At 62.2% G+C, this 291-nt stretch carries 1 protein-coding gene; it reads right to left on the bottom strand.

All coding sequences use genetic code 11. The features are described from left to right. A partial coding sequence (locus AAEY72_RS14450) for an ACP phosphodiesterase (protein ID WP_352311206.1) occupies positions 1-291 on the bottom strand: 291 nt, incomplete at both ends.

Genomic DNA, 291 nt, shown 5'->3' with positions numbered 1-291 from the left:
GGCTCCATCACCGCAAATTCGCGGTAGGAGCCCAACCAGTCATCCGCCGCCATATACGGTGCAATTTGCGCCAGCCGCCCCGGCAATTGTGGTTCGGCGGCCAGTACCCGGTAAACCTCGGTGGTAAAGCGTTCCAGGGGTTGATCGGCGTACAACGCCCAATCCCGCGCCAGGCAGTGATCAAAAAACACGTCAAGGACGATGCCGGCGTAGCGCCGCCGGGTCAGGCTGAAGCGCGACAGCGCCGCCCCTATCTGCGGATGACTGTCGGTAAACCGGTCAATGCTGCGA

Origin of the sequence: Psychrobacter sp. W2-37-MNA-CIBAN-0211, from assembly GCF_040309405.1 — a bacterium.
Classification (GTDB): Bacteria; Pseudomonadota; Gammaproteobacteria; order Pseudomonadales; family Moraxellaceae; genus Psychrobacter; species Psychrobacter glaciei.
The sequence above is the reverse complement of the archived record's forward strand: the minus strand, read 5'-3'. Positions and strand labels throughout refer to the sequence as shown.